Source organism: Paenarthrobacter sp. TE3676 (genome assembly GCF_056279165.1).
The window spans coordinates 451,299-470,628 of record NZ_JBWBQU010000001.1; the positions used below are offsets into that span (position 1 = coordinate 451,299).

The following is a 19,330-nucleotide window of genomic DNA, read 5'->3' on the forward strand; positions in this document are numbered from 1 at the left end:
AACAGAAATCTCCTGGATGACCACAAAGAAGTGAGGTGTTACCTACCGTGACCAGCAAACGCGTGGGCTTCGTCGGCCTAGGACTCATGGGAGCGCCCATGGCTTCCAACATCGCCGGCGCAGGATGGAATGTCACCGCCTGGAACCGCTCAGACACCGTTTTTGAGGACCTCTCCGGCGTCCGCCGCGCAGCCAGCGTCGCAGAGCTGCGCAACGAAAACACCATCATCTTCATGCTCCCTGACCTGCCCTTCATTGAGGAAGCGGCCACGGAATTGCTCGAGTCATGGCGGAACGATCCACCCGAGCCGGGCACCGCCGTCGTCATCATGAGCAGCGTCTCACCAACCGCAGTCCGGCTGTTCGGCGAGACTGTTCACCAGGCATCCGGTGGCAACGCCGCGGTGGTTGATGCGCCGGTCAGCGGCGGCACCTCCGGGGCACAAAGCGGAAGCCTGGCCATCATGGTGGGCGCGACCGAAAGCCAGTTCGAAGCGCTCGAGCCGCTCCTGGGAACCATGGGGACCACGGTGCGGCGCATGGGTCCTCTTGGATCGGGGTCGCTCGCCAAAGCCTGCAATCAACTCATCGTGGGAACCACGACGGCGGCGCTGGCCGAAGCGGCCGAACTCGCGGAACGCTCCGGCATGGATGTGGTGGCGCTTTACGAGGTCCTCTCGGGAGGGCTGGCCGGAAGTCGGGTGCTGGACAACGTAGGCCCCCGCCTGGCTGCCAAGGACTATGCCCCGACAGGGCCTGCCAAGTTCATGCATAAGGACTTGGGCTTCGTGCTCACCAGCGCTGAAGCGGTTGGCTCCGCCGTTCCCATGGCTTCGGCGGCAATCGATTTATACGACGAACTCAAGCGCCAAGGACTCGGAGACCAGGACCTCGCCGTGGTTCGCCAGGCCATCGCAAACCTGAGCGTGGCGGCCGCGGCGTCGAACAGTAACTGACCGGGGCAACTGAAGAAGAGACGGCCCGACCGAAGAAGAAATGACGTACAAACTATGAATGGACTTTTTGATCTGACCGGCCGGGTTGCGTTGGTCACCGGTTCAAGCCGGGGGATCGGTAACGCCCTGGCCAGGGGGCTGGCGGATGCCGGAGCGACCGTGGTGCTCAATGGCATCAATGCCGAACGGCTGGAAGCAGCCCGGCAGGCCATGGCTGCTGACTACCCGGAGGGAAGGGTCCACAGCCTGTCCTTCGACGTCACCGACGCCACGGCCGCCGCTGAAGGAATGGCCTGGGTGGAGGAGAACGTGGGTCCTCTTGACATCCTGGTGAACAATGCCGGAATCCAGCACCGTGTTCCCATGCTGGACCTTGATGTGAAGGACTGGGAGCGTGTGATTACCACCAATCTCACCAGCGCCTTCCTTGTGGGCCGGGAAGCGGCCCGGCACATGATCCCCCGGGGACAGGGGAAGATCATCAATATCTGCTCTGTCCAGACGGACCTGGCCCGTCCCACCATTGCACCCTATGTGGCGGCCAAGGGTGGACTTCGCAACCTGACCCGCGCCATGACTGCAGAGTGGGCTGCCTCCGGCTTGCAGATCAATGGCATAGCGCCCGGGTACATCCACACGGAAATGACCCAGAACCTGGTGGATGATGACGATTTCAACTCGTGGATCCTGGGCCGGACGCCGGCCAACCGGTGGGGTACAGTAGCCGATCTTGCCGGGCCAACTGTGTGGCTCGCCTCGCAGGCATCCAATTTTGTGAACGGCCAGACGATCTTCGTCGACGGCGGAATGACGGTGGTGGTCTGATGGGCATCAGTCTCCCGACCTTCGGCCCCGCCGTAGTCGCCCACGGCAAGGGCGATCTCAGGATTGAAGACATTCCCTTGACGGCACCTGCTCCCCATGAGGCGGTGGTGGAGATCGCCTACGGTGGGATCTGCGGGTCAGACCTGCATTATTGGCTGCATGGTGCAGCGGGGGAGTCCGTCCTCAAAGAACCCCTGGTCCTCGGGCACGAAATCGTAGGCGTGGTGGTACAGCAAGCTGTTGATGGTGCCGGCCCCGGGGTTGGCACACGTGTGGCGGTCCATCCGGCTACCCCTGCCTCAGGTGACGTCAGGTACCCGGAGGACCGGCCAAATCTGTCCCCGGGCTGTACGTACCTGGGCAGTGCTGCCCGGTACCCGCACACGGACGGTGCGTTCAGCCGCTACGCCAACCTGCCCGCGCGAATGCTGCGACCGCTGCCGGAAAACCTGGACCTTCGCACCGCTGCCCTGGTTGAACCTGCCAGTGTTGCCTGGCACGCGGTAGGACGCGCAGGAGACGTCAAGGGAAAGACCACGCTTGTGATCGGCAACGGCCCTATTGGTGCGCTTGTGGTCGCCGTTCTCAAGCGTGCCGGTGCGGCCAGGATCGTCGCTGTCGACATGCATGACAAGCCCTTGGAAATCGCCCGGGCCGTCGGCGCCGATGACGTCCTTAAGGGTGATGATGCGGATGCCATCGCCGCCGTGGATGCCGATGTCGTTATTGAATCCTCTGGAAGCCATTTCGGGCTGGCCTCGGCTATCAAGGGTGCTGCCCGGGGTGGCAAAGTGGTGATGGTGGGGCTCCTGCCGTCGGGACCGCAGCCGGTGTTCATCTCACTGGCCATCACCCGCGAGTTGGAACTGCTTGGCTCGTTCCGCTTCAACAACGAGATCGATGAGGTCATTGATGCCCTGGCTGATGGCTCGCTGTTTGTCGATCCTGTGGTGACACACGAGTTCGACCTCGCCCAAGCCCTGGAAGCCTTTGAGGTGGCGAAGAACTCAGCCGAATCCGGCAAGGTGTTGCTGAACTTCCGGCAGTAGCTGGCTCTTGGCGACAGTCAGTTCTGCGCGATGGGGACGAAGACGCGGGGCTGGTCATTCCAGCTGGGTGCCAACTCCGCGATGGTCTGCCGCATGATCTTGGCGGCGGCATCGCGCGCGACAGAACCGTCGCCGGCGTCGATCGCGTGTGCAACATCCATGTGCCACTGAAGCGCCTGCTTTTGAGGGTGTTCCGGCATGAGCCCATGGACGGTGCGACCGGTGAGGGTTTCAGTGACCTGCCCAATAAGGTTGGCAAACATTTCGTTCCCGGAGCCGGAGAGGACCAGCGCATGGAACCGGATATCGAGGTCAAGGAAGCGGGCCATATCGCCGGCATCACCGGCTTCCTTCATGGCCAGGGAGATGCCCACCAGCTCCTGCCGAAGACTTTCGGGTGCGTTTCCTGCGGCCAGCTCTGCTGCAACAGGCTCGACGGCGGAACGGAGTTCGGCCAGCGACCTCAACTGGGCGCCACGCCCCTCGCCGGCAAGCCGCCAACGGATCACCAGCGGATCGAAGGGATTCCAACGGTGGGCCGGGAGGACCCGGATGCCCACCCGCTTAATGGTCTCCACCAGCCCCAGCGACTGCAGCACACGGACAGCTTCACGGACAACGGAGCGCGAGACTTTGAGTTCGTCTTCCAAATGCTCGGCCAGCATGACGTGGCCTGTAGGAAGGGCGCCACCGACAATCCTGGTGCCCAAATGCTCTACGGCGCGGTGGTGGAGGCTGGTTGACATAGAGGTAAGCATAGTGGCGCGGGGACGTCCCGTGCGCAGTCGGATCCGGGTCGGCATCATAGACTGTTTATGACGCGGCGCCGTTCCAAAACGTGGGCGCCGCTTTCCGGCCCACGGTTTTAATACGTATGGTTTATTACAGCCCCTGGTTTTGAATTCGCTTCCTGCGTGCCCCCAGGGGGGTAGGTGGGACTGTTTGCAAACGAACGAATTGGAGTTTTGATGTCAGCACACATCGGTGTCACCGGCCTTGCGGTGATGGGCGCCAACCTGGCCCGCAACCTCGCCCGCAACGGCTTCACCGTGGCTCTCCACAACCGCTCCGTGGAAAAGACTGACGCCCTGCTCGAAAAGCATGGCACGGACGGCGACTTCATCCGCACGGAAACCCTGCAGGAACTCGTCGACTCCCTCGAAAAGCCCCGCCGCGTCCTCATCATGGTCAAGGCAGGCGCTCCCGTTGACAACGTGATCGAGCAGCTCGAACCGCTTCTCGAAGCCGGTGACATCATCATCGACGCCGGTAACTCGCACTACGAGGACACCCGCCGCCGTGAAGCCGCGCTGGCTAAGAAGGACCTCCACTTCGTAGGCGTCGGCGTATCCGGTGGCGAAGAGGGCGCACTGAACGGCCCGTCCATCATGCCCGGCGGCTCGCGTGAGTCCTACGACGCCCTCGGCCCGCTGCTGGAGAAGATCTCCGCGAAGGTCGACGGCGAACCGTGCTGTGCATGGATCGGCACCGATGGCGCCGGCCACTTCGTCAAGATGGTCCACAACGGCATCGAATACGCTGACATGCAGGTCATCGGCGAAGCATTCGACCTCCTCCGCTCCGGCGCCGGCATCGAGCCCGCAGAGCAGTCCAAGATCTTCGCTGAATGGAACAAGGGCGACCTGTCCTCCTTCCTGATCGAAATCTCCGCCGAGGTCCTGGGCCACGTTGATGCCAAGACGGGCAAGCCGTTCGTGGATGTGGTCGTGGACGCTGCAGGCCAGAAGGGCACAGGTCGCTGGACGGTCATCTCCGCCCTGGAGCTCGGTTCTCCGATCTCAGGCATCGCCGAATCCGTCTTTGCCCGTGGCCTCTCCTCCCAGGCCGAGCAGCGCAAGCTTGGCCAGGAACTGCTGGCCGGCGAAGAAGCCTCCGTGGAAATTCCCGAGACCTTCGTCGAGGACGTCCGCCAGGCACTGTACGCCTCCAAGCTGGTCTCCTACGCCCAGGGCCTGGACATGCTGACCTCCGCTGCCAAGGAATACGGCTGGGACCTCAAGCTGGACGAGATCGCTTCCCTCTGGCGCGCTGGCTGCATCATCCGGGCAGAACTGCTCAAGGACATCACCAAGGCCTACGCCGCGGAAGAGAAGCCCGCCAACCTGCTGTTCGCGCCGGCCTTCACCAAGGCCATCGCCGAGGCCCTCCCGGCATGGCGCCGCGTGGTAGCCACCGCAGTCCAGCTGGGCATCCCGGTACCGGTGTTCTCCTCCTCGCTGGCCTACTACGACGGCCTGCGCCGCAAGCGCGTTGCCGCTGCCCTGATCCAGGGCCAGCGCGACCTCTTCGGTGCACACACTTACGGTCGCGTGGACACCGAGGGCACGTTCCACACCCTCTGGGGAGAAGACAAGTCCGAGATCTCGGCAGTCGACACCCACTAGCAGCAGCTTCCCGTCAAAGGCCGGTTCCTCCCAGTTACGCTGTGGAGACCGGCCTTTGCCGTACCCAGCTGAAGGAGACCAGTCATGGCATCCCGTATCGCGTTTGTCACCGGAGCTTCAACGGGAATCGGTTTCGAAACTGCCGTCGCCCTCAGGTCCGCCGGCTTCACCGTCTACGCAGGGGCACGCCGTGTGGACAAGATGGAGCCGTTGAAGCAGCATGGCATCACGGTGCTGTCCTTGGACGTCACTTCGGAGGAATCAATGGCGTCTGCTGTTGGCCTGGTTGAAGCGGCACATGGGCGAATCGACCTGCTCGTCAACAACGCCGGCTACGGCTCCTACGGCTCACTCGAGGAAGTTCCACTGGCTGAGGGCAGGCGCCAGTTCGAGGTCAACGTCATGGGCCTGGCGAGGATGACCCAACTCGTCATACCCGGGATGCGCCGCTCGCGTTCAGGCAGGATCATCAATGTGGCGTCGATTGGCGGCAAGATCCATGAGCCCTTGGGAGCGTGGTACCACGGCACCAAATTTGCCGTTGAGGGAATGAGCGATTCCCTGCGCCTGGAGCTGGGGCCGCACGGCATCGACGTGGTCATTATTGAACCGTCGGGAACGGACAGTGAATGGGGCACCATCGCGGGCGAGGGCCTGTTGGCCGCCTCCGGCGGAGGGCCCTACAGCGAGCAAGCCCACATAGTGGCTGCCGCACTGGCATCAACATCCGGAACCGGTCATGTGTTGTCGACCCCGGCGCGGGTTGTGGCGAAAACGATAGTACGGGCCGCAACGGCAAAACGCCCCAGGACCCGCTACCCGGTGGGTAGGGGAGCCTGGAGCGTCCTGGCATTGCGAAGGGTTCTTCCGGACCGCGCCTTCGACGCTGTCTTCTGGAATTTTTATAGAAGGCTCGCCGGCTAGATCCGGTATTCGATGTAGTACTCCGCCGGATCCACAGCGGGTTTGGTTTCCGACCGTGCATCGCGGTGTCGCCATGTGGCCGGAATGCCTGTGATGATGGATTCCGCTGGCGCGTCCTTGACCACCACGGCATTGGCGCCGATTGCGCTGCCGGCACCGATGGTGATTGGCCCAAGGACCTTTGCGCCTGCGCCGATGGTCACGCCGTCACCGATGGTGGGGTGCCGCTTGACCTTGGCCAGCGAACGTCCGCCGAGCGTTACTCCGTGATAAATCATCACGTCCTCGCCGATCTCTGCGGTCTCACCGATCACCACCCCCATGCCGTGGTCGATGAAGAATCGGCGGCCGATGGTGGCACCGGGATGGATTTCGATTCCGGTAAGGAACCTGGCCAGCTGGGAGATCAGGCGCGCAGGAAAACGGAGCGCCGGATTCTGCCACAGCCGGTGCGTCACACGGTGGGCCCAAATGGCGTGCAGGCCGGAGTATGCGAAAAAGTTCTCAAAAGAGCCTCGAGCCGCCGGGTCGTGGGACCGGGCGGCATCGAGGTCTTCCTTAAGCCTTGCGAAGAAGCTCACAAAGACCTTTCTACAGGAAATGAAGGCGTGCGGGCGAAGTGTTAGCCGCGGATGTCGTCGAACAGCACCGTGGAGATGTAACGCTCTCCAAAGTCACACACGACGGCGACGATCAGCTTGCCGGCGTTCTCGGGACGCTTGGCCAGTTCCAGTGCACCCCACACGATGGCGCCGGAGGAAATGCCGCCGAGGATACCTTCACGAGCGCCGAGTTCACGGGCTACGCGGACCGAGTCCTCCAGAGTCGCGTCCAGGACTTCGTCGTAAACGTTGGTGTCCAGGATTTCCGGAACGAAGTTGGCGCCGATTCCCTGGATCTTGTGCGGACCGGGCGCTCCACCGTTGAGGATCGCGGAGTCCTTGGGCTCGATAGCGACAATCTGCACGCCGGGCTTGCGCTCCTTGAGGACCTGGCCAACACCTGTGATGGTGCCGCCGGTGCCTACGCCAGCAACAAAAATGTCTACTTCGCCATCGGTGTCTTCCCAGACTTCCTCGGCGGTCGTGGTGCGGTGGATCGCCGGGTTGGCCTCGTTGGCGAACTGCTGAGCCCAGATGGAGTTCTCCGTGTTGGCGACGATTTCCTGTGCCTTCTCGACGGCGCCACGCATGCCCTCGGAACCGGGCGTCAGGACAATTTCCGCACCGTACGCACGCAGCATGACCCGGCGCTCAGTGGACATGGTCTCAGGCATGGTCAGGATGACCTTGTAACCGCGGGCTGCACCCACCAGAGCCAGTGCGATGCCGGTGTTGCCGGAGGTACCTTCGACGATGGTTCCACCGGGCTTCAGGGCGCCCGACTTCTCGGCGGCATCAATGATGGCCACGCCAATACGGTCCTTGACGCTGTTGGCCGGGTTGTAGAACTCAAGCTTGACTGCAACGGTGGCGTCGAGGCCTTCGGTCAGCCGGTTCAGACGGACCAGCGGGGTGCGGCCGACAAGCTGCGTGACGTCGTCGTAGATCCTTGCCATGAAAATTACGCCTATCTCTGAAGAGGGAATGCTGAGGTCAGCCTAACCAGCAGGATCGAAACCCTGCTAAGCAGTAAGCCACGCAGAGTAATATTTCCGGGCCTTAGCCAATTTCGGGTTAATGATCACCTGGCAGTACCCCTGATACGGGAACTTCGCATAGTAATTCTGGTGGACTTCCTCGGCCTCATGAAACTCGGGAAGGCGGCTGACCTCGGTCACAATCGGATCGGACCATAGGGCCTGGGCGCGCTCGATGGCTTCCTCGAACAGCACCTTCTCTTCCGTCGTTGTGTAGAACATCGAGGATCGGTACTGGGTTCCCACGTCATAGCCCTGACGGTTCAGCGTGGTGGGGTCGTGCAGGGCGAAGAACATGTCCAGGATGACTTCCTCCGGAACCACGGTTTCATCGAATGTCACGGCGACAACTTCTGCATGGCCCGTAGTACCCGAACACACTTCGTAGTAATCGGGATTGCGGACGTGTCCGCCGGTGTAACCGGATACAACCGAGCTGACGCCGCGGGTCTTCTGGTATACGGCATCAAGGCACCAGAAGCAGCCGCCGCCAAGTACGAAAGTTTTCATGTTCTCTTCAATGGATCGGAGGGCCTGATGATTCCCGCTTCACCTTACGGGAGAATTACGGCACCAGGGAGGTGCTGCCGGTGCGGCAACCGCCCGATCGGGCCCAGTAGGGAAGAATAAGAGCATGGAAGCAGTAAACACCGACATTTCTGATGCGGATTCCGTCGAAGAAGACGAAACAGTTGACGCCAGCGGTGATCCTACGCTCGGTCAGGTGTTGCTGGCTGTCGAGGAACTCTGGCCGGAGTCCCTAGCTGAAGACTGGGATGAGGTGGGCCTTGTTGTCGGCCGACCCAACGCCCCCGTCACCAAAATCCTCTTTGCTGTGGATCCCACGCTGGCCGTGATCGATGAGGCCGTGGAGTGGGGAGCCGAACTGCTCATCACCCACCACCCCCTGCTTCTCAAAGGGGTGAACTCTGTGGCAGCCACGTCCGCAAAGGGCCTCGCTGTCCACCGGTTGATAGAGGCCGGTACGGGCCTTTTGACCGTGCACACCAATGGTGATTCAGCAGTGGGCGGGGTTTCCGATGTCCTGGCCGACGCTTTCGGATTGGAGAACGTCACTCCGCTGACTGCTGCAAGCAACGGCCTTCCGGAGGAGGGCATCGGCAGGGTGGGGGACCTACCTGAACTTGAGACGCTCGGTGATTTCGCAGCGCGCGTCTTTGAGATGCTGCCCGCTGTCGCCGGGGGAGTCCGGGTGGCTGGCGATAAAGACGGCCTGGTCCGGCGTGTCGCAGTTTGCGGTGGAGCCGGGGACAGCCTGTTCGACGCCGTTCGGGCCAGCCATGCGGATGTGTACGTCACGGCAGACATGCGTCACCACCCGGCATCGGAGGCCCGCGAAGGGGCCACAAACGGCCGGCCCTACCTGATCGATGTTTCGCACTTTGCCAGTGAATGGCTGTGGCTGCCTGCAGCCGCCGAAGCGCTGGGTAACGTGCTCGCAGACCAGGGCTACGACGTCGAGATCCGCGTCAGCGGCACCAACAGCGACCCATGGGACTTCATACTCACTCCCGGCGGGGACTAGAGTCTAGAAAGATACGGGCAGCCCTGACAGATAGTGGCGGTCCGGCCGGACCTGATCCCCAGGACCGGTGGCGATTAGCGGAGGTAAGCGTGGCGAAAGCAGCACCGGCAGAACAATTGAAATTGCTTGAACTGCAGGGGCTCGATGCCAAGCTCAGGTCGCTTGCCGGCCGACGGAAGGTTCTGGAAACAGATCCACGCATCACGGACCTCACGGATGCGTTGAACGTGGCCAACGGCGAACTTGGCGCTGCCAAGGTTGCCGTCCACGACGCCGAGGCCGAACTTCGCCGTGCGGAAGCCGACGTTGAGCAGGTAGCCACCCGCATTCAACGCGACGAGACCCGGCTCAACAGCGGCACCGGCCTGTCCAAGGACCTGGTGGCGCTGCAGAGCGACATTGCCTCACTCAATAAGCGCCGTTCGGACCTAGAAGACGTGGAACTCGAAATCCTGGAGCGCCTGGATACGTTGCGGGAGCGTCAGGCTGCCCAGCAGGCGATCGTGGACGACATCCAGGGCTCGTTCGGCAGCATCCGGGCTGAGCTGGACGAGGCTATTGCAGAGATTGCCGCTGAAGAAACCGTGGTCCGCGGGCAACGTGCCGCTTTCGCGGAATCACTGGACGCGGGAGTGCTTGCCATCTACGAGAAGACCATTACCAAGCGGGGAGTCGGTGCAGCCCGGCTGTTCCACGGTAAGTCCGAAGGCTCCGGCATGATGCTCAGCCCCGGCGACCTTGCCGAAGTCAAAGCAGCCGCAGAGGACGACATTGTTTTTTGCCCGGACTCAGGTGTCATCCTGGTCCGTTCGGCGGAGTGGAACTGACGCAGCCCAACCTCAGCTGGGCGGGAGCAGTCAGTTGGACAGGATGATGTTGAGGGCGTGCGGCTTTCGGTCCGTTCCCTCAACAAGTTCTGTTCTCCAGATTTCCCGCGCGGCCTTCAGGAGCTGATCCGGGGTTGCCGGCGCCTTGCCACGCCGGGTCAGCAAGTGTCGCGCCAGTTCCCCGCGGGTGTGTTTGGCGAAGTGGCTGACAACCGTGCGCTTGCCGTTCGCCTCGTTGAAGACGTTGACATTGACTGTCTGCGTCGCCGGGGGAGCCCAGGCCGCGGCGTAGGTGCTGGAGCGGCAATCGACCAGGAGCTCACCTTCAGCACGTGAGGCGAGGGCGGCGTTAAGCTGCGGCTTCCAGTAGGAGGCGAGGCGTCCGAGGTCGGGCAGTGCAGTTCCCATGGACAACCGGTAGGCGGGCACATGGTCGCCAAAGCCGATGGCGCCCCACAGTGCGGAAACCACCAGGATGGATTCGTTCGCCTTCCGGCGCTGCGTCGGGGTCATGGTGTTGTAGCCAAGGGCGTCATACAGAACCCCTGAATAGACCTGATGCGCGGGAGCGGCCGGTTCGGCATGCAGCCGCGTATTACGTTCGACGTCGTCCCGCAGCGAGGCGCCGACCCCCAACAGCGCAAGTGCATCCTCGTGCGCGCTCACCGTGCCCAACGCTTCCAGTACTTTTGCCCGGTGCGGGTTCAGCTCAGGGAAGCTGAGCGATTCCCAGTTGATGGAGGGACCGTTGGCAGCGGGGGTCTTGCCTTCGGAAGGCGGCAGCAGAATCAGCACCCGTCGATATTACCGGGGTCTTTGGGTGGTCCCAACGCCGGTAGACTGGACGGCGGATGGGTCGACCAGGCGGTCGCGCGTCACGAAAGTGGCTCGAGGAACGTCCGGGCTCCGTAGAGCAGGGTGGTGGGTAACGCCCACTCGGGGTAACCCGCAGGCCAGTGCCACAGAGAAGAGACCGCCTGGGCGTCGTGATGTTTGCATCGCAGCGCAGCAGGTAAGGGTGAAACGGTGGTGTAAGAGACCACCAGCTCCCTGGGTGACCGGGGAGGCTAGGTAAACCCCACCCGGAGCAAGGCCAGACAGGACACGCTTGAGGGCTGCTCGCCCGAGTGTCCGGGTAGGCTGCTGGAGGGCGTCGGCAACGGCGTTCGTAGATGGATGGCCGCCACTCCCTTTCCGGTAACGGCAGGGGATGACAGAACCCGGCGTATCGGTCGACCCATCCATTTATTACTCCCGAATTTCCGCCGTGTGAGTGATTTCACGCCGCGGGGCGGCCTTCACCGCTTCCTTCCGCCCTAGAATGGTTACTGAACGTAGATGTTCTGCCGCCGGGACTGCGTTCGCAGCCGGCGGATTTTCTTTGCTCTCGTTCAAGGCGCTGTGGGTGGACCGAAGCCCGCCGGCGCATGAGCCGCAGGACTACTCCGGGCGGCCGCTGCCATCTGCATACGAAGACGTATGTGGTTGACCCAAGGAAGGTAGTTCTGTGAGCCAGACGTCAGATTCTTGTCTTGATAAGTGGATGGGCCGGGAGGCTCTCGCCGAGGCCATGATTCCGGTGATCGGCCGGTTGTACCGGGAAAACAACGTGGTCACGAGCATCCACGGCCGGAGCCTGATCAACAAGTCCACCATGAACATCCTGAAGGCCCACCGCTTTGCGCGCCGGATGAGCAACCACGAGCTGCTGCTCGAAGAGACCGCACCGCTGCTGAACGCCCTGTCCGAGCTGGAACTCGGCGCAGCCGCCATTGATATCGCACGTTTGACAGAGAAGTTCCGGGCCGAAGGCAACGGCGCCTCGCTGGATGAGTACCTCCGTGCCGAGCTCGCCGAAATCGTGGGAAAGCGTGGCGCAGACGACCGCACCAGCACCGACGTCGTTCTTTACGGCTTTGGCCGCATTGGCCGCCTCCTGGCCCGCATCCTCATTGAGAAGGCCGGTGGCGGGCACGGCCTGCGACTCCGCGCGATCGTAGTGCGCAAGGGGGCCGAGAACGATCTTGTGAAGCGCGCCAGCCTGCTGCGCCGCGACTCGGTGCATGGTTCCTTCGAAGGCACCATCCGCGTGGACGAGGAAGCCAACACCATCACCGCCAACGGCGTGCAAATCCAAGTCATCTACTCGGACAACCCGGCCACTGTGGACTACACGGCCTTCGGTATCAAGGACGCCCTGGTGGTGGACAACACGGGCCGCTGGCGCGACGCCGAGGGTCTCTCCCAGCACCTGCAGAGCAAGGGTGCTTCCCGTGTGCTGCTCACTGCACCGGGCAAGGGTGAGCTGAAGAACATCGTCCACGGCATCAACCACCGGGACATCTCCGATGATGACAAGATCGTCACCGCGGCATCCTGCACTACCAACGCCATTACGCCGGTGCTGAAAGCCATCAACGACAAGTTCGGCATCATCCACGGCCACGTTGAGACTGTGCACTCCTTCACCAATGACCAGAACCTGATCGACAACTTCCACAAGGGCGATCGCCGCGGCCGTTCCGCGGCCCTGAACATGGTCATCACGGAGACTGGTGCCGCCAAGGCCGTAGCCAAGGCACTTCCGGAACTGCAGGGCAAGCTCACGGGCAATGCCATCCGCGTTCCTACTCCGGATGTTTCCATGGCCATCCTGAACCTCAACCTTGAAAAGGGAACCACCCGCGACGAAGTCAACGACTTCCTCCGTGAGATGTCCCTGCACTCCGATCTTCGCAAGCAGATCGACTACATCGACTCTCCCGATGTTGTCTCCACTGACTTCGTTGGCTCACGCCGCGCGGGCATCGTTGATGGCCTCGCAACGATTTCCAATGACAAGAACCTCGTTCTGTACGTCTGGTACGACAACGAGTTCGGCTACTCCTGCCAGGTTGTCCGTGTCATGGAAGAAATGGCCGGCGTCAACCCGCCGTCGTTCCCGGCACGCGACGTGGTTGCTCCCATCGCAGTGCTTGAAGGCGCTGGAGCCTAAGCACGCCGAAGTATTCACGGGTTTCCCGGCTGAGTCACTGGTATCAGCCGGGAAACCTGACCAAAATGGGTTCATGGAAAACGAATCAACGTTGGAACATGAGACCACCCTGGAGCACGCCCTGGACGTCGCAAAGGCCAACCACAAACAGGCCCAAAAACTTCTGGATCAAGCTATTTCAGCCAACGCTTCCGGCGACGTCCCGGATCAGCGCGTGGAACAACTGCGAGGCCTCCTCGCGCTGGCAACAGAGGACCTGCAGCGCGTAATGCGTGAGCAATAACCCACTGAAGCATCACATCTGCGCAGTGTGACTTCTCCTGCACACTGTGGATATCGACTCTGACTGTCGGGGCAATGTCCTACGCTCGTAGGACATTGCTGTTTCCCCACTGGATGGAGTCCCTTGAGTATCACGTGGTCTGCCTACAAACGCGCGCGGCGACGGTCACGTCAGGCGTGGGCCATTCTGGGACTGGCCGCCGCAACCGTGGTGGCAGGGCTTTCCTGGTATTTCACCACAGGACAATTCACGGCCGCGGAACCATGGGCCGCCGGCCCTAGTGAAGCGCCCGTCTACAATCCCGGCTGGATGAAACCCCTTCGCGGTGGGGTGCCCGTTGCCCCGGAAAAGGCGAGTGACGCCTTGGAGCGACTCCCGGTAAAAGGGCGCGCGGCCAAATCGGACTACGATAGGGCCGCATTCGGGCAAGCCTGGGCGGACGCTGACCGGAATGGGTGCGACACCAGAAACGACATTCTCCGGAGGGACCTTTCGGCGGTCGAATTCACGGAAGGCTCATCGTGCAAGGTTGCCGGTGGCAGCTTTCACGAACCATACACGGGGGCGCAGGTGACTTTCCGGAGAGGCCAGGACACCAGCGCTGCAGTTCAAATCGATCATGTGGTGGCCCTCGCCGACGCCTGGCAAAAGGGCGCCCAGCAGCTTACTGTGCAGCAGCGGCAAATATTCGCGAACGATCCGCTGAACCTGATCGCCGCCGACGGTCCCGCCAATGTCAAGAAGGGCGCAGGTGACGCGGCCACGTGGTTGCCGGCTAACAAGAATTTTCGTTGCCACTACGTCGCCCGGCAGGTCTCCGTGAAAGCGGCCTATAAGCTCTGGATTACGCAGGCCGAAAAGGACGCCATGAAGCGGGTTTTGTCCTCGTGCCCGGAACAGCAAACCATCTACAATGCCAGGTGACCGTGCCCCAGTTGCCAGATGCCGCCGTCGTCTATCCGCTCCAGGACCACGCGCTGGAGTGAGGTTTCCCGCGGGAGCTTATCCAAGTCGTGGAGTCCCCGCTGCCTGAAAGTGAAGTAGATGGCATCCGTAGGAGCATCAGTGCAGCGGTCGAGCGTGAAACGTCCGGCAAACGACGCGATGTTGCTGTCCGGCAGGCGCTCGACGAGATACGGGTCCAGCATCCATGAATCACACGTGGCTTTGCGCGCAGGCTTGTCAGGAAAATACCGGGGGAAGAAGGATCCTGCCTCCGCAAAACTGGCATCCACCAGCGCAGGGGAGAGGCCTCCATCTTCGGGTATATGGACGCCAAGAACCCAGCCTGAGCCCCGACCATCGGCCGGAACCAAATGAAACTGCAGTCGGCCAAGCCGGAACAAATTGCCGGCCATGTGCAACGTCAGCCAACTCCAGGTGTCCAGGCCAAAACGGCCATGGACCCGCCTGTTGATACGAAGCTGCAAGCCCATGTCTGCCAAGGATGCGGCCGAGACAGCGGGACTGATTCCCAGCTCCAGATGGTAGGCGTGAACTGAGGGCGCGAAGCGGAGGAGTGCTTCGATCCACACCGTCTCCACAGCGCCGTCGGCCCGAATGCTGTCTACTGGAAAGGTCCCAAGCCTTTCCTGCATCGTCTTCATTGCCTGCAGAACATGCTCGTCCGGGGGCGTCCCCAGTAGGTGCGCACATTCAGTGGCGTCTTCGCCGGTGATGTCCAGGAGCTCAAAAAGCTCTGCGTGAGGGCTGGCGGCCATGGCTTAGTGCCCGAACGGATCTGGGTCGACGCCAGGCATCCAGGTCAGGCCCGGCACACCCCAGCCGTTTTTCTTTGCTTGCTTGAGGGCCTTCTTTGAGTACCGGTCCACGAGACGATTGACGTAAAGTTTTCCGTCCAAATGGTCGAACTCGTGCTGCAGGATTCTGGCGAACCAGCCTGTCGCTTCGAAATCCAGGGGTTTGCCGTCACCGTCAAAGCCCTGAACCCGTGTCCATTCAGCGCGCTGCAGCGGGTAGTACTCGCCGGGGAAGGACAAACAGCCCTCAACGTGTTCATCGGGATCCGGGAGTGCGCCGGAGACCTTGGACAGCGTCAGCACGGGGTTGACTACAACACCCTGTTCGGGGACGTCGTCATCGTTGGCGTACTTGTAGACAAAAAGGCGTTTGCCCACGCCGATCTGGGGCGCGGCGAGCCCTACGCCGTTGGCAGCGTCATTAGTCTCGAACATGTCCGCGATCAAGGCGCGGAGTTCGTCGTCGAAAACCTCGACTTCACTTGCCCGGCGGTGCAATACAGGTTCGCCCCAAATGGTGACTGGCAGGACGGTCATCTCAGTTTTTCCTTCGTCTAGCGCTGCGGTCCGGAAGCGGCCTTGGTCCGCTTTTGGGTTAAAAGCAAAGGCCGCACCGGATAACCGGTGCGGCCTTTGTGGAAACCGGCTCTGGAGCCAATCTCGGTGGGGTGAGCTACGGGGGTTGAACCCGCGACCTCCTGGACCACAACCAGGCGCTCTGCCAACTGAGCTAAGCCCACCATGTGCCTTTTTGGGCTGAACCGTTTGACCGGCTTTCCTTCAAGGCAACGACAAATAGCTTACCTGCTGTTTTGGGGTGCAAAGTCCACTTTTGCCGGTTTTGGCAAAAAAACCTCAAAAAATGGTGCAGATCACACTTTTTCGCTGGACCCCAGGGTCTCTGCGGTAGCCATGATGTCCTTGGAAATGCGCTGTGCCGTTGCCGTGTCCGGTCCCGGCGCCGGCACAAAGACAGCCTGGCGGTAGTAGCGGAGCTCGTCAATGGAGTCCTTGATGTCGCCCAGGGCGCGGTGACCGCCATGCTTGGCCGGGGACTGGAAGTACGCGCGCGGGAACCAACGGCGTGAGAGCTCTTTGATGGTGCTGACATCGATCACGCGGTAATGGAGGTGCTCTACGATGTTGGGCATGTCCCTGGCAAGGAACATGCGGTCTGTTCCCACAGAGTTTCCACCCAGGGGAGCTTTACGGGGATCCGGAACCCACTTCTCAATGTATTCAAGGACCTGTGCTTCTGCCTCTGCCATGGTCTTCCCGTGGGGGAGCTCGTCCAGGAGCTTGGAGCGGGTGTGCATGTCCCGCACGAAGTCATTCATTTGTTCCAGCGCGGCGTCGTCCGGCTTGATGACGACGTCAACGCCGTCGCCCAGAATGTTGAGCTCGGAATCCGTCACCAACGCTGCAACCTCGATCAAGGCGTCGTTCGTGAGGTCCAGGCCGGTCATTTCGCAGTCGATCCAGACGATGCGTTCATTAGTAATAGGCACGCGCCAAGCCTATCCCTCAGTGGCTTACAAGTGCTGCGATGGTACGATTTTTGAGCGCGGCAGTGTCGTTTCTTCCTGTTGCCGAAAGCCCCCATGACGCAGAATTTTGACCCGAACACAGCGGGTGAACGATTGGATGACGACTACATGACGGTGCCAGTACCCGCCGCCCAGTTGGCAGGGACAGCGACGCCGTCGGCTGACGCCGTTGCCGGCGAGGTAGATAACGCACGTTCGCCGCTGATCGCCGGCTTCGTTGGTTCCATGTTCATGGTGTTTGGCTCACTGGGGGTTGGCTGGCTTGCTCCGGTCTCGGAACTTCGCCGACTCCCGCTTTTCATCTGGATGCGCACCGAAGGTGTGGGCGTCGGACTTTCCATTGTTTTACTGGCCATCGGCGGTATGCTGCTCGTCCGCGCCTGGCTTCGTCTAGGCCAGCGGGTCCGGGTCTGGGGAATGGAAGCCCGAAAAGCCACGCTGCAGGCGGTGGTGGCCTGGGGCCTGCCCATGATGTTCACTGTTCCCCTCTTCAGCAGGGACGTTTACGCGTATATCGGCCAAGGCCGGTTGATGGTGGAGGGCATCAATCCTTATGAGAACGGCATATCGGCGCTGCCCAACTACTTCCAGTTGGGAGCTGACAAGCAATGGACAGAGGCGCCGGTACCGTACGGACAGCTGTTTCTTTGGATTGAACAGTTTGTGGTGTGGGTGACCAACGTCCAACCGGAAGCAAGCATCATGCTCTTCCGCCTCGTCGCTGCAGTGGGTGTGGTTCTCTGCATCATCTACGTGCCGAAGCTGGCCGAACTCCACGGTGTAAATCCCCACAGGGCACTATGGCTGACAGCTGCCAATCCGCTCTTTCTCACTAACTTCATTGCCAGCGTCCATAACGACGCCTTGATGATCGGGCTGGCACTGGCAGGCCTGTACTACTGCGCAACCCACCGCGTCATTCGCGGACTGGTGCTGGTAACGCTCTCCATCTCAGTCAAACCGATCACGGTGGTATTCCTTCCCTTCATTGGACTTCTGTGGGCCGGCAAGCATGCCTCATGGCCGCGCAGATTTCTCTACTGGTTCCTGACAGCGGCTCTGAGCTTCGGGCTCCTCTATGCACTCAGCCTGGTCAACGGCTTCGGGTTCGGATGGATCAACGGCTTGTCGGCGCCCGGGAGCGTAGCAATCTGGTATGCGCCCGTTGGTCTTATCGGGTTGGCTGTCGGATCGATTTCCAGCGTTTTGGGTTTGGACGGCCAGGTCATGGCCAAGGTGGTTTACGACGCCGGCAAGGTCCTCATGGTTGCTGCTGTTGCCTGGATGATCTTCCGGGGAGACTACGACCGGCTCATGCGGCGGCTTACGTTGGCATTTGCTGCCATTGTCCTGCTGGCACCAATGATCCAATCCTGGTACGTGGTGTGGTTGATCCCCCTGTTTGCCGTGACCGGCATCCGCAACGACTGGCAGGTGAAGGCACTGTACTTCGTTGTGTCATTCTTCATGGTCTACGCGATCTCCGACCAGTTGGACGTCTTCCCGTACCTTCAGAGTGAAGACCTGGGCTTGGCACTGTTGCTGGCCCGGATCGGGGCGGCTGTTATTGCGTTGTTCTTCGCCATTTACCTGATTTTCATGGATCCGAAGACCAAGAGCTTGTTCCGGGTGCGGGACGAATCCGGACTGCGTCCGATTATCTGAAGTCCCGGCCCTGTCCGGCCTGCTGCGTTCCGCGTCAGTCGGACGGCAACAGCCGCAATGCCTCGCGGGTGGACAGCGGACTCAACGCGGCTGAGTTGTTGGCAGCGAACGCCTTGACCCATGCTGGATCTGTTTTGCTGTACTCACGGAGCGCCCACCCGATGGCCTTGCGGATGAAGAATTCATTGTCGGCGAGGTTCGCGGAGATGACCGCTGACAGGAGGCCGGTATCAGTCTCTGACTTGGCCCCTAGCTGTGCGGTGATTGCCGCCCGGCGAATCCACATATCGTGGTCAGTGGACCACTGCAGCAGTATCGGCGTCATCGTGGGCCGGTGCGCAAGAAGAAGCGCGCAGATCCGATGTGAGACCCCATCGACGAGGTCCCACCATGCACCCGTCCGGATAATTTCCTCATATAGGGGGAGCATCTGCAGGTCTTCCTTGACCATTCGCAGGCCTGTCAGGTCGATGGCTGCGTATCGCTCTTCGCGGGCCTCCGCGTTGCGCCACAGCTCAAGAACGGCTTTTTGCAGCTCAGCTGGCGAGGTCACCGGGAACTGCTTTACTGCAACCTTCACTATCCTGCGAACCTCGGGAACCCGGACACCCCAAGAAGGCATGTCGGACTTCAAGTAAGCCTGGGCTCCGGCGCCGCGTTCGGCATCAGCGGCTGATCGGAGCGTTGATCGGATCGACTCCACGAGGACATTGGGGCTCATGCCATAACTCTAGGTCGGTGACGGACGACGGGGTGTGAGCCGCTGCGCGAGAACTGTGGTCCCCGCTGTTCGGCCACCGTAGAGTGGGCATATTCGGCCCGCTGTTCCTTTTCGCGGCCATCGGCTCCCGAACTCATATCGGCAACAACGAACTCCCGCCGGCAACAACCAACTTCACATCGGCCACA

At 61.4% G+C, this 19,330-nt stretch carries 20 protein-coding genes, 1 tRNA gene and 1 other RNA gene; 12 read left to right on the top strand and 10 right to left on the bottom strand.

All coding sequences use genetic code 11. The annotated features are described in order from the left end of the window. Window positions 1–47 precede the first annotated feature (47 nt). Genes ACZ881_RS02210 through ACZ881_RS02220 form a run of 3 tightly spaced genes read left to right on the top strand, consistent with a single transcriptional unit; the run spans window position 48 to window position 2,830 of the window. Window positions 48–956, top strand: coding sequence for an NAD(P)-dependent oxidoreductase (locus tag ACZ881_RS02210; RefSeq protein WP_476112279.1), 909 nt, complete (start codon window positions 48–50; stop codon window positions 954–956). A 54-nt stretch (window positions 957–1,010) separates the two neighbouring features. Continuing rightward, window positions 1,011–1,781, top strand: a complete 771-nt coding sequence (locus ACZ881_RS02215) for an SDR family oxidoreductase (RefSeq protein ID WP_476112281.1) — start codon at window positions 1,011–1,013, stop codon at window positions 1,779–1,781. Next, the gene (locus ACZ881_RS02220) at window positions 1,781–2,830 is read left to right on the top strand and encodes an L-idonate 5-dehydrogenase (protein WP_476112283.1); all 1,050 of its coding nucleotides are present in this window, start codon (window positions 1,781–1,783) and stop codon (window positions 2,828–2,830) included. The genes ACZ881_RS02215 and ACZ881_RS02220 overlap by 1 nt, the downstream gene beginning before the upstream one ends. Before the next feature lie 17 nt (window positions 2,831–2,847). Here ACZ881_RS02220 and ACZ881_RS02225 read toward each other — a convergent pair whose 3' ends face one another. Then, window positions 2,848–3,576 (bottom strand): FadR/GntR family transcriptional regulator, encoded by a 729-nt coding sequence (locus ACZ881_RS02225; protein ID WP_178994870.1) that lies wholly within the window; start codon window positions 3,574–3,576, stop codon window positions 2,848–2,850. Between the two features lie 222 nt (window positions 3,577–3,798). Between ACZ881_RS02225 and gndA the strand changes: the two genes are divergently transcribed. Both gndA and ACZ881_RS02235 read left to right on the top strand, forming a co-directional pair. Beyond that, window positions 3,799–5,235, top strand: coding sequence for an NADP-dependent phosphogluconate dehydrogenase (gene gndA, locus ACZ881_RS02230; RefSeq protein WP_364305921.1), 1,437 nt, complete (start codon window positions 3,799–3,801; stop codon window positions 5,233–5,235). 84 nt (window positions 5,236–5,319) lie between these two features. Continuing rightward, window positions 5,320–6,159 (top strand): oxidoreductase, encoded by an 840-nt coding sequence (locus ACZ881_RS02235; RefSeq protein ID WP_402933289.1) that lies wholly within the window; start codon window positions 5,320–5,322, stop codon window positions 6,157–6,159. Here ACZ881_RS02235 and epsC read toward each other — a convergent pair. The 3 genes from epsC to msrA all read right to left on the bottom strand — a co-directional run bounded on the left by epsC (window position 6,156) and on the right by msrA (window position 8,308). Beyond that, window positions 6,156–6,740 (bottom strand): serine O-acetyltransferase EpsC, encoded by a 585-nt coding sequence (gene epsC / locus ACZ881_RS02240; protein WP_091468037.1) that lies wholly within the window; start codon window positions 6,738–6,740, stop codon window positions 6,156–6,158. The two genes, ACZ881_RS02235 and epsC, sit on opposite strands and share 4 nt — an antisense overlap. A gap of 41 nt (window positions 6,741–6,781) precedes the next feature. Next, a complete protein-coding gene (gene cysK / locus ACZ881_RS02245; RefSeq protein ID WP_017200618.1) occupies window positions 6,782–7,717 on the bottom strand; it encodes a cysteine synthase A in 936 nt (311 codons plus the stop codon). A gap of 66 nt (window positions 7,718–7,783) precedes the next feature. After that, window positions 7,784–8,308, bottom strand: coding sequence for a peptide-methionine (S)-S-oxide reductase MsrA (msrA, locus tag ACZ881_RS02250; RefSeq protein WP_011775087.1), 525 nt, complete (start codon window positions 8,306–8,308; stop codon window positions 7,784–7,786). Between the two features lie 124 nt (window positions 8,309–8,432). On the opposite strand from msrA, the gene ACZ881_RS02255 reads away from it, so the two are divergent. Together ACZ881_RS02255 and ACZ881_RS02260 are read left to right on the top strand one after the other, a co-directional pair. After that, entirely contained in the window at window positions 8,433–9,344 is a 912-nt protein-coding gene (locus tag ACZ881_RS02255) for a Nif3-like dinuclear metal center hexameric protein (protein WP_091468036.1), read from the top strand. 89 nt (window positions 9,345–9,433) lie between these two features. After that, window positions 9,434–10,171, top strand: coding sequence for a zinc ribbon domain-containing protein (locus ACZ881_RS02260; protein WP_178994862.1), 738 nt, complete (start codon window positions 9,434–9,436; stop codon window positions 10,169–10,171). A gap of 30 nt (window positions 10,172–10,201) precedes the next feature. Here ACZ881_RS02260 and ACZ881_RS02265 read toward each other — a convergent pair whose 3' ends face one another. Continuing rightward, on the bottom strand, window positions 10,202–10,966 hold the full coding sequence (locus ACZ881_RS02265) for a YaaA family protein (protein ID WP_476112287.1): 765 nt from the start codon (window positions 10,964–10,966) through the stop codon (window positions 10,202–10,204). Window positions 10,967–11,023: 57 nt separating this feature from the next. Between ACZ881_RS02265 and rnpB the strand changes: the two genes are divergently transcribed. The 4 genes from rnpB (at window position 11,024) to ACZ881_RS02285 (ending at window position 14,373) form a co-directional block, all read left to right on the top strand. Beyond that, window positions 11,024–11,415, top strand: an RNA gene (gene rnpB, locus ACZ881_RS02270) — RNase P RNA component class A. Window positions 11,416–11,678: 263 nt separating this feature from the next. Further along, a complete protein-coding gene (locus tag ACZ881_RS02275; protein ID WP_091468029.1) occupies window positions 11,679–13,166 on the top strand; it encodes a glyceraldehyde-3-phosphate dehydrogenase in 1,488 nt (495 codons plus the stop codon). A gap of 73 nt (window positions 13,167–13,239) precedes the next feature. After that, entirely contained in the window at window positions 13,240–13,449 is a 210-nt protein-coding gene (locus ACZ881_RS02280; protein ID WP_476112289.1) for a hypothetical protein, read from the top strand. A 123-nt stretch (window positions 13,450–13,572) separates the two neighbouring features. Continuing rightward, window positions 13,573–14,373, top strand: coding sequence for an HNH endonuclease family protein (locus tag ACZ881_RS02285; protein ID WP_476112291.1), 801 nt, complete (start codon window positions 13,573–13,575; stop codon window positions 14,371–14,373). Here the strand turns inward: ACZ881_RS02285 and ACZ881_RS02290 are convergent. The 4 genes from ACZ881_RS02290 to orn all read right to left on the bottom strand — a co-directional run bounded on the left by ACZ881_RS02290 (window position 14,358) and on the right by orn (window position 16,717). Next, complete coding sequence (locus tag ACZ881_RS02290; RefSeq protein WP_476112293.1) at window positions 14,358–15,170, bottom strand: acyltransferase domain-containing protein; 813 nt, start codon at window positions 15,168–15,170, stop codon at window positions 14,358–14,360. The two genes, ACZ881_RS02285 and ACZ881_RS02290, sit on opposite strands and share 16 nt — an antisense overlap. 3 nt (window positions 15,171–15,173) lie before the next feature. Further along, on the bottom strand, window positions 15,174–15,746 hold the full coding sequence (gene def / locus ACZ881_RS02295; protein ID WP_178994857.1) for a peptide deformylase: 573 nt from the start codon (window positions 15,744–15,746) through the stop codon (window positions 15,174–15,176). 127 nt (window positions 15,747–15,873) lie between these two features. Then, a tRNA-His gene (locus ACZ881_RS02300) sits at window positions 15,874–15,949 on the bottom strand. Between the two features lie 132 nt (window positions 15,950–16,081). Beyond that, complete coding sequence (gene orn / locus ACZ881_RS02305; RefSeq protein WP_091468019.1) at window positions 16,082–16,717, bottom strand: oligoribonuclease; 636 nt, start codon at window positions 16,715–16,717, stop codon at window positions 16,082–16,084. Between the two features lie 147 nt (window positions 16,718–16,864). Between orn and mptB the strand changes: the two genes are divergently transcribed. Beyond that, window positions 16,865–18,421 (top strand): polyprenol phosphomannose-dependent alpha 1,6 mannosyltransferase MptB, encoded by a 1,557-nt coding sequence (mptB, locus tag ACZ881_RS02310; protein ID WP_091469565.1) that lies wholly within the window; start codon window positions 16,865–16,867, stop codon window positions 18,419–18,421. 34 nt (window positions 18,422–18,455) lie between these two features. On the opposite strand, the gene ACZ881_RS02315 is transcribed toward mptB, so the two are convergent. Then, complete coding sequence (locus tag ACZ881_RS02315; protein ID WP_476112295.1) at window positions 18,456–19,142, bottom strand: DNA alkylation repair protein; 687 nt, start codon at window positions 19,140–19,142, stop codon at window positions 18,456–18,458. Window positions 19,143–19,330: the final 188 nt, after the last annotated feature.

Bases quoted from the DNA above. Each gene is read 5' to 3' on its own strand.
- ACZ881_RS02225 (WP_178994870.1), bottom strand. From the start codon at position 3,576: ATGTCAACCAGCCTCCACCACCGCGCCGTAGAGCATTTGGGCACCAGG.
- cysK (WP_017200618.1), bottom strand. From the start codon at position 7,717: ATGGCAAGGATCTACGACGACGTCACGCAGCTTGTCGGCCGCACCCCG.
- ACZ881_RS02235 (WP_402933289.1), top strand. From the start codon at position 5,320: ATGGCATCCCGTATCGCGTTTGTCACCGGAGCTTCAACGGGAATCGGT.
- ACZ881_RS02255 (WP_091468036.1), top strand. From the start codon at position 8,433: ATGGAAGCAGTAAACACCGACATTTCTGATGCGGATTCCGTCGAAGAA.
- ACZ881_RS02215 (WP_476112281.1), top strand. From the start codon at position 1,011: ATGAATGGACTTTTTGATCTGACCGGCCGGGTTGCGTTGGTCACCGGT.
- ACZ881_RS02290 (WP_476112293.1), bottom strand. From the start codon at position 15,170: ATGGCCGCCAGCCCTCACGCAGAGCTTTTTGAGCTCCTGGACATCACC.
- msrA (WP_011775087.1), bottom strand. From the start codon at position 8,308: ATGAAAACTTTCGTACTTGGCGGCGGCTGCTTCTGGTGCCTTGATGCC.
- mptB (WP_091469565.1), top strand. From the start codon at position 16,865: ATGACGGTGCCAGTACCCGCCGCCCAGTTGGCAGGGACAGCGACGCCG.
- ACZ881_RS02280 (WP_476112289.1), top strand. From the start codon at position 13,240: ATGGAAAACGAATCAACGTTGGAACATGAGACCACCCTGGAGCACGCC.
- ACZ881_RS02220 (WP_476112283.1), top strand. From the start codon at position 1,781: ATGGGCATCAGTCTCCCGACCTTCGGCCCCGCCGTAGTCGCCCACGGC.
- ACZ881_RS02315 (WP_476112295.1), bottom strand. From the start codon at position 19,142: ATGAGCCCCAATGTCCTCGTGGAGTCGATCCGATCAACGCTCCGATCA.
- gndA (WP_364305921.1), top strand. From the start codon at position 3,799: ATGTCAGCACACATCGGTGTCACCGGCCTTGCGGTGATGGGCGCCAAC.
- def (WP_178994857.1), bottom strand. From the start codon at position 15,746: ATGACCGTCCTGCCAGTCACCATTTGGGGCGAACCTGTATTGCACCGC.